This window comes from Lysinibacillus sp. CTST325, from assembly GCF_054665055.1.
The window spans coordinates 180,106-186,769 of the sequence record NZ_BAAFHO010000008.1 but is presented as its reverse complement, the minus strand read 5'-3'; the positions used below and the strand labels follow the sequence as shown (position 1 = coordinate 186,769).

Below are 6,664 nucleotides of genomic sequence, written 5' to 3'. Positions count from 1 at the left end.
CTGAAAGCATCTAAGCATGAAGCCCCCCTCAAGATGAGATTTCCCATTACGCAAGTAAGTAAGATCCCTCAAAGACGATGAGGTAGATAGGTTCGAGGTGGAAGTGTGGTGACACATGGAGCTGACGAATACTAATCGATCGAGGACTTAACCAAAAAAAGTTTGAAACATTCAATGCACCGTTTATCCAGTTTTGAAAGAATAATTCTTTCAACCAAGGGTTTCAAGATATGAGTAGTTCGAGGAAGCGATGGAGAGAAGGAAGGAGCGTACTCAAGTACGTGACTGACTGAACGACAGAAGCTGACGAAGAAATACGACGTATATTGAAAGCCGACAATAGTCTAGTGATGATGGCAAAGAGGTCACACCCGTTCCCATACCGAACACGGAAGTTAAGCTCTTTAGCGCCGATGGTAGTTGGGGGATTCCCCCTGTGAGAGTAGGACGTCGCTAGGCATTATACCCAGGAGGATTAGCTCAGCTGGGAGAGCACCTGCCTTACAAGCAGGGGGTCGGCGGTTCGAGCCCGTCATCCTCCACCATTTTGGTCCCGTGGTGTAGCGGTTAACATGCCTGCCTGTCACGCAGGAGATCGCCGGTTCGATCCCGGTCGGGACCGCCATTTTTATGCCGGTGTAGCTCAGTTGGTAGAGCAACTGACTTGTAATCAGTAGGTCGTGGGTTCGACTCCTATCGCCGGCATCATCCCTTGGAGGGGTAGCGAAGAGGCTAAACGCGGCGGACTGTAAATCCGCTCCTTAGGGTTCGGCGGTTCGAATCCGTCCCCCTCCACCATTTTAGGGGCATAGTTCAACGGTAGAATAGAGGTCTCCAAAACCTTTGGTGTGGGTTCGATTCCTACTGCCCCTGCCAGGTTTCGAGGTACTCGTTATCAAAGACTGCTATGTTTACATATAGTGGCGATTGTGGCGAAGTGGTTAACGCACCGGATTGTGGTTCCGGCATTCGTGGGTTCGATTCCCATCAGTCGCCCCATTTAATAATTGGGGTATAGCCAAGCGGTAAGGCAACGGATTTTGATTCCGTCATGCCTAGGTTCGAATCCTAGTACCCCAGCCATTCATTTCTTAGTTTGAGCCATTAGCTCAGTTGGTAGAGCATCTGACTTTTAATCAGAGGGTCGAAGGTTCGAGTCCTTCATGGCTCATCAGTTTTTATAAATGCGCCCGTAGCTCAATTGGATAGAGCGTCTGACTACGGATCAGAAGGTTATGGGTTCGACTCCTGTCGGGCGCGCCAAAAAGCCTAATAATATCGGAATGTAGCTCAGCTTGGTAGAGCACTTGGTTTGGGACCAAGGGGTCGTAGGTTCGAATCCTGTCATTCCGACCAACTTTCCTGATTGTTGGGGCCTTAGCTCAGCTGGGAGAGCGCCTGCCTTGCACGCAGGAGGTCAGCGGTTCGATCCCGCTAGGCTCCACCATTTATATAATTTCCGGAGGTATACCCAAGTCTGGCTGAAGGGATCGGTCTTGAAAACCGACAGGCGGGTAACACCGCGCGGGGGTTCGAATCCCTCTACCTCCTCCATTTTTCCGGGTCAGTAGCTCAGTTGGTAGAGCATTAGATTGAAGCTCTAAGTGTCGGCGGTTCGATTCCGTCCTGACCCACCATCTGCGGGTGTAGTTTAATGGTAAAACCTCAGCCTTCCAAGCTGATGTCGTGAGTTCGATTCTCATCACCCGCTCCAAAAAATAATGGGCCTATAGCTCAGCTGGTTAGAGCGCACGCCTGATAAGCGTGAGGTCGATGGTTCGAGTCCATTTAGGCCCACCATTATTCCGAAGTAGCTCAGTTGGTAGTAGCACCTGACTGTTAATCAGGTTGTCGCAGGTTCGAGTCCTGCCTTCGGAGCCACGGCCCGTTGGTCAAGTGGTTAAGACACCGCCCTTTCACGGCGGTAACACGGGTTCGAATCCCGTACGGGTCATCAAGCATGTTGCACATTAGTGCGACATGCTTTTTTTATGCCCACTATACTGACAAACAAAGATCATCATACGTTAAGGAAATGCACACGTAATAACGTCTACCCTTAATGCTGCAAACGGAGTGCAAAAGAGGCCTAATGCGTCTCGTGTATTACTTACTTAGGCGTAAAAAGCGTTATAATAGCAAATCCATGCTCAACAATTTTTTCTTCTGTAATTTCCCCTAATTTTTATAATGTCTACTCAAAATCGGCACCATAAGTAACTATAAAAATAAAATAGATGAAATAAAATATTGAACAAAGTATTTCATATATAAAATATGTATGTTTTCTGGCAGATTTTTTCGTGGTGATTATAGTTCCATTCCTCTAATATGAGGATAGATGGAGGAATTCAATATGAATTTACAAGAAGTACAGCAGTTTTTAGAACTTTATCAAGTAGAACAAAATGAGTCTAAAACATGGCTAGAAAATAAATTACAGCAAATTAAAACGGCAGGAGAATATATACCGACAACGGAAGAATTAATCTTTGGCGCTCGAGTGGCTTGGCGCAATAGTAATAAGTGTATTGGCCGATTATTTTGGCAATCGCTGCATGTTGTAGATGCCCGTGATATTTTAAATGAAGAGGATATTTTCAACGCATTGCTTGAACATATTGAGTATGCAACAAATGATGGGAAAATTCGCCCAACAATAACGGTTTTTGCACCAGGGCGTGTTCGTATATGGAATCATCAGCTAATCCGTTATGCTGGCTATGAAACGGAATCTGGAATCGTTGGTGATTTGCATTCTGTTGAGTTTACAAAAGTATGTGAATCACTTGGCTGGCAAGGTGAGAGAACAGCATTTGATGTGCTTCCACTTGTTGTACAGATGGATGGAAGGGAGCCTCAATTGTTTACGATTCCTGACGACTATGTACTACAGGTACCGATTCGTCATCCAGAATCCTCTCGAGTCGAGAAGCTAGGATTAAAATGGTATGCAGTGCCGATTATTTCGAGCATGCGCTTCCAAATGGCAGGTATTGATTTTGAGGCGGCCCCATTCAATGGTTGGTATATGGGGACAGAAATTGGGGCACGTAATTTAGCAGATCATGAGCGTTATAATATGCTGCCTGCTATAGCAGGAATTTTCAACCTCGATACAACGAAACAGGCTTCTCTATGGCGTGATCGTGCATTAGTTGAGCTGAATATAGCCGTTCTACATTCCTTTAAAGAAGACGGTGTCAGCATAGTAGATCATCATACAGCTGCACAGCAATTTAAATTGTTTGAGGAAACAGAAGCAGCAGCGAATCGTGAGGTTACAGGCAATTGGGCGTGGTTGATTCCACCTCTTTCACCAGCTACGACTCATATTTTCCATAAGCCTTATGTTAATGTTTACAATATACCAAATTATTTTTATCAGAAACCACCTTATTAATAGAGAAGGGCAGCTCATAATCTTATTTCCGTTGAAATAAGATTATGAGCTGCCTTTATTAATTCACATATTCATTTTTAGAAGCCCTAAATGAACATATGAAGAGTATCAATACTACGACAACAAATAACCAGCCAGTAATATTCCAGCCACCGAATAAATCATGTAAATAACCAAATAAGATTGGACCGATTGCGGCTAATAAATATCCTAATGATTGTGCAAATCCTGATAAATCGGCTGCCTCAAAAGCTGTACGGGTACGTAGAGTAAAGAACATCATCGCTAATGCGAATGAAGCACCTCCGGCTAAGCCTAGTAGCACCATCCACAGTATAGCGAGGCTTGTCCATTCCATCACTACCCCGATAAAGCCAACTAAGTAAAATACCGTAAACATTAATACGAGAGGACGTTGAGATGTCATTTTACTAGCGATAATAGGCACAGCTAAAGCCATTGGGACTTGTGAAAATTGCATGATGGAAAACATCCAGCCTGCACGGTCTGCAGCTAATCCTTGTGCTATGTATATTTCAGGAATCCAAGCGGCAGTTGTGTAGAATAATAATGACTGAAATCCCATAGCTCCCGCTACTGCCCAAGTAACAGGTGATTTCCATAATGGTGTACGTTCTTTCGTAGTCTTAACAGTCGGTTCAGGCTTATTAAATTTCAACTGTGGAATCCAAATTACAATGGTTAACACCACAAGAACAAGTGAGATGGCCAGTGCACCTTGCCAACCAAGTGATGAATTGGCAACAGGATAGCTAATGCCAGCACCGAGTCCAGCTGTCAAATTCATCGACATTGTGAAAAATGCCATAAGTAAACCTACGTGATAGGGAAATTTCAATTTAAGTAATCCTGGAATTAGTACATTACCGAATGAAATGGCTATACCAATTAGCATCGTACCAAATACGAGTAAACTAGTTGTGCCAAGGGAGCGTAGTACAATCCCTCCCCCTAAAAGAATAGTTGATAAAAATAATGTTACTTCTAGTCCAAATTTACGTGCGACAATTGGAGCGAATGGTGAAATGATTGCAAATGCTAGCAATGGGATCGTTGTTAGAAAGCCTGCTAGTATATTGGATATGCCGAGGTCTTCACGGATAAAGGAAATAATAGGTCCAACAACTGTTAGCGGCATCCGTAATGTCGAGGCAATACAAATTACTCCGATAACGAGTAATAAGGTTGTGCCTTTCCAGTTAATTTTCCTGCTAGGATAAGTATCGGAATGTTCATGAGTAGTCAAATAAATCCCCCTTGTTAGAACAATTTTGATTGAATCACTATACCACTTTATCACAATAATAAAAATAGTGGAAAATTCATAAAATATAGAATATTACTCGAGTTATTGAAATACCATATGTCGTATGTTAAACTAATATCCATTATAAATTTAATATTTAATGCCTCATGTTTGTATTGAGGTAGAGGTCGCGGTATTTATGAGTATGTTAATGGAAATGACAAGCATTAGAGAAATTAGCTGAAAGGAAATACTGCCGAAGTGTGAGGGGACTTGAAAACCTCATGCTGGGGCTGTCTCCGAAAGGAACAGAACTGTCACGTTTGAACAACGTGTTGAGCTATCATTTTAAGGAACAGAGGATTTACTTAGCCATCACAGCAACGTTCATGTGATGGCATTTTTTTCGCCTCTTAAAAAAGGAAGGAAGCTATATCGTGAGTGAAATAAAAGTCAATCAGCTCGGTCATAAAGCACCGAAGCTGAAAAAAGAATTAAAAAGCCGTCATATTACAATGATTTCATTAGGCGGTACAATCGGTACAGGATTGTTTTTAGCTAGTGGTGGTGCCATTGCGCAAGCAGGCCCTGGCGGTGCACTTCTTGCTTATGCATTAATCGGTATCATGGTGTATTTTTTAATGACGAGCTTAGGGGAAATGGCAGCTTATATGCCATCATCGGGCTCATTTAGTACGTATGCTACAAAATTTGTAGATCCAGCTTTAGGTTTTGCACTTGGTTGGAACTACTGGTACAACTGGGCAATTACAATTGCAGCGGAAATTTCTGCTGTCTCATTAATTATGAAATATTGGTTCCCAGATAGCTCATCAGCACTTTGGACTGTTTTATTTATTGCTGTCGTTTTAACGTTCAATCTATTATCGGTAAAAAGCTATGGTGAGAGTGAATATTGGTTTGCAATGATAAAGGTTGTAACTGTAATTATTTTCATTATCATCAGTTTCTTAATGATTTTTGGTATTTTAGGAGGACACGCTCCTGTAGGCTTTACGAATTTCTTCATTAGTGATGGACCATTCCACGGTGGATTCCTTGCTACATTTGGTATTTTCTTAGCTGCGGGATTCTCGTTCCAAGGGACAGAGCTACTTGGAATAACAGCAGGTGAAACGGATGACCCTGGTAAAAATATTCCGAAAGCTGTAAAGTCTGTTTTCTGGCGAATTCTTTTATTCTATATTTTAGCAATCGGTGCAATTGGGCTGTTGATTCCATTTACAGATGCACGTTTGCTATCTGAAGATATCGCTGTTTCACCATTTACACTGGTGTTCGATCGTTTAGGAATTGCCTTTGCTGCATCATTGATGAATGCAATCATTCTAACGGCAATGCTGTCAGCAGGGAATTCAGGGCTTTACGCATCGTCTCGTATGCTTTGGCAATTAGCGGTAGATGGACATGCACCGAAAATTTTCACTAAACTAAGCCGTCGAGGTATTCCGATTTACGCATTACTGGCGACTTTAGCTATAGGCTGCCTAGCATTTTTAGCTTCATTCTTTGGTGATGGTGTAGTCTATATGTGGCTTCTAAATGCATCTGGGATGTCTGGCTTTATTGCCTGGTTAGGAATTGCATTTAGCCATTACCGTTTCCGTCGAGCATTCGAGGTACAAGGCTTAGATCCGAAATTATTGCCGTATAAAGCAAGGCTATTCCCATTCGGACCGCTCTTTGCCTTTACGGTTTGTATGATTGTTGTTATTGGACAAAACTACAATGCCTTTATGGGTGAAACAGTAGATTGGTACGGAGTCCTTGTCTCATATATCGGTATCCCACTGTTCTTACTGTTATGGCTTGGCTATAAAATCAAGCATAAAACAAAAATGCTCCCATTAGAGCAATGTGATTTAAAAGTTGAACAATAAAAAATAAAACTGTCCTGTGAGTCATAGAAAATGACTTGCAGGGCAGTTTTTTTAGTTAAATAATAAATTTGTAATTCTAGACGTACAATCAAA

The 6,664-nt window shown here is 42.3% G+C and carries 3 protein-coding genes, 17 tRNA genes, 2 rRNA genes and 1 riboswitch; of the genes, 21 read left to right on the top strand and 1 reads right to left on the bottom strand.

The window, feature by feature from the left end:
• The 20 genes from ACYQ73_RS18235 to ACYQ73_RS18140 form a co-directional block, all read left to right on the top strand.
• A 23S ribosomal RNA gene (locus ACYQ73_RS18235) occupies positions 1 to 155 on the top strand; the annotation flags it as partial.
• Between the two features lie 188 nt (positions 156 to 343).
• Positions 344 to 459: ribosomal RNA gene (gene rrf / locus ACYQ73_RS18230) — 5S ribosomal RNA — on the top strand.
• Positions 460 to 469: 10 nt separating this feature from the next.
• Positions 470 to 545 (top strand) — tRNA-Val (locus tag ACYQ73_RS18225).
• 4 nt (positions 546 to 549) lie between these two features.
• A tRNA-Asp gene (locus ACYQ73_RS18220) sits at positions 550 to 625 on the top strand.
• A gap of 7 nt (positions 626 to 632) precedes the next feature.
• A tRNA-Thr gene (locus ACYQ73_RS18215) sits at positions 633 to 705 on the top strand.
• A gap of 9 nt (positions 706 to 714) precedes the next feature.
• Positions 715 to 798: transfer RNA gene (locus ACYQ73_RS18210), tRNA-Tyr, on the top strand.
• 4 nt (positions 799 to 802) lie between these two features.
• Positions 803 to 876: transfer RNA gene (locus ACYQ73_RS18205), tRNA-Trp, on the top strand.
• Between the two features lie 47 nt (positions 877 to 923).
• Positions 924 to 999 (top strand) — tRNA-His (locus ACYQ73_RS18200).
• Between the two features lie 9 nt (positions 1,000 to 1,008).
• Positions 1,009 to 1,083: transfer RNA gene (locus ACYQ73_RS18195), tRNA-Gln, on the top strand.
• 15 nt (positions 1,084 to 1,098) lie between these two features.
• A tRNA-Lys gene (locus ACYQ73_RS18190) sits at positions 1,099 to 1,171 on the top strand.
• A 15-nt stretch (positions 1,172 to 1,186) separates the two neighbouring features.
• A tRNA-Arg gene (locus ACYQ73_RS18185) sits at positions 1,187 to 1,263 on the top strand.
• Positions 1,264 to 1,279: 16 nt separating this feature from the next.
• A tRNA-Pro gene (locus tag ACYQ73_RS18180) sits at positions 1,280 to 1,356 on the top strand.
• Positions 1,357 to 1,371: 15 nt separating this feature from the next.
• Positions 1,372 to 1,447: transfer RNA gene (locus ACYQ73_RS18175), tRNA-Ala, on the top strand.
• Positions 1,448 to 1,461: 14 nt separating this feature from the next.
• Positions 1,462 to 1,554 (top strand) — tRNA-Ser (locus tag ACYQ73_RS18170).
• A 7-nt stretch (positions 1,555 to 1,561) separates the two neighbouring features.
• Positions 1,562 to 1,637, top strand: a tRNA-Phe gene (locus ACYQ73_RS18165).
• Positions 1,638 to 1,640: 3 nt separating this feature from the next.
• Positions 1,641 to 1,714, top strand: a tRNA-Gly gene (locus ACYQ73_RS18160).
• 9 nt (positions 1,715 to 1,723) lie between these two features.
• Positions 1,724 to 1,800, top strand: a tRNA-Ile gene (locus ACYQ73_RS18155).
• 4 nt (positions 1,801 to 1,804) lie between these two features.
• A tRNA-Asn gene (locus tag ACYQ73_RS18150) sits at positions 1,805 to 1,881 on the top strand.
• A 1-nt stretch (position 1,882) separates the two neighbouring features.
• Positions 1,883 to 1,954, top strand: a tRNA-Glu gene (locus tag ACYQ73_RS18145).
• Positions 1,955 to 2,356: 402 nt separating this feature from the next.
• On the top strand, positions 2,357 to 3,403 hold the full coding sequence (locus tag ACYQ73_RS18140; protein WP_460013785.1) for a nitric oxide synthase oxygenase: 1,047 nt from the start codon (positions 2,357 to 2,359) through the stop codon (positions 3,401 to 3,403).
• 58 nt (positions 3,404 to 3,461) lie between these two features.
• Here ACYQ73_RS18140 and ACYQ73_RS18135 read toward each other — a convergent pair whose 3' ends face one another.
• Entirely contained in the window at positions 3,462 to 4,694 is a 1,233-nt protein-coding gene (locus ACYQ73_RS18135) for a CynX/NimT family MFS transporter (RefSeq protein ID WP_460013792.1), read from the bottom strand.
• A gap of 150 nt (positions 4,695 to 4,844) precedes the next feature.
• Positions 4,845 to 5,021, top strand: a riboswitch (Lysine riboswitch).
• A gap of 86 nt (positions 5,022 to 5,107) precedes the next feature.
• On the opposite strand from ACYQ73_RS18135, the gene ACYQ73_RS18130 reads away from it, so the two are divergent.
• The gene (locus ACYQ73_RS18130) at positions 5,108 to 6,571 is read left to right on the top strand and encodes an amino acid permease (protein WP_460013784.1); all 1,464 of its coding nucleotides are present in this window, start codon (positions 5,108 to 5,110) and stop codon (positions 6,569 to 6,571) included.
• Positions 6,572 to 6,664: the final 93 nt, after the last annotated feature.

Excerpts from the sequence above, each read along its gene's own strand:
- ACYQ73_RS18140 (WP_460013785.1), top strand. The coding sequence starts at position 2,357 with ATGAATTTACAAGAAGTACAGCAGTTTTTAGAACTTTATCAAGTAGAA.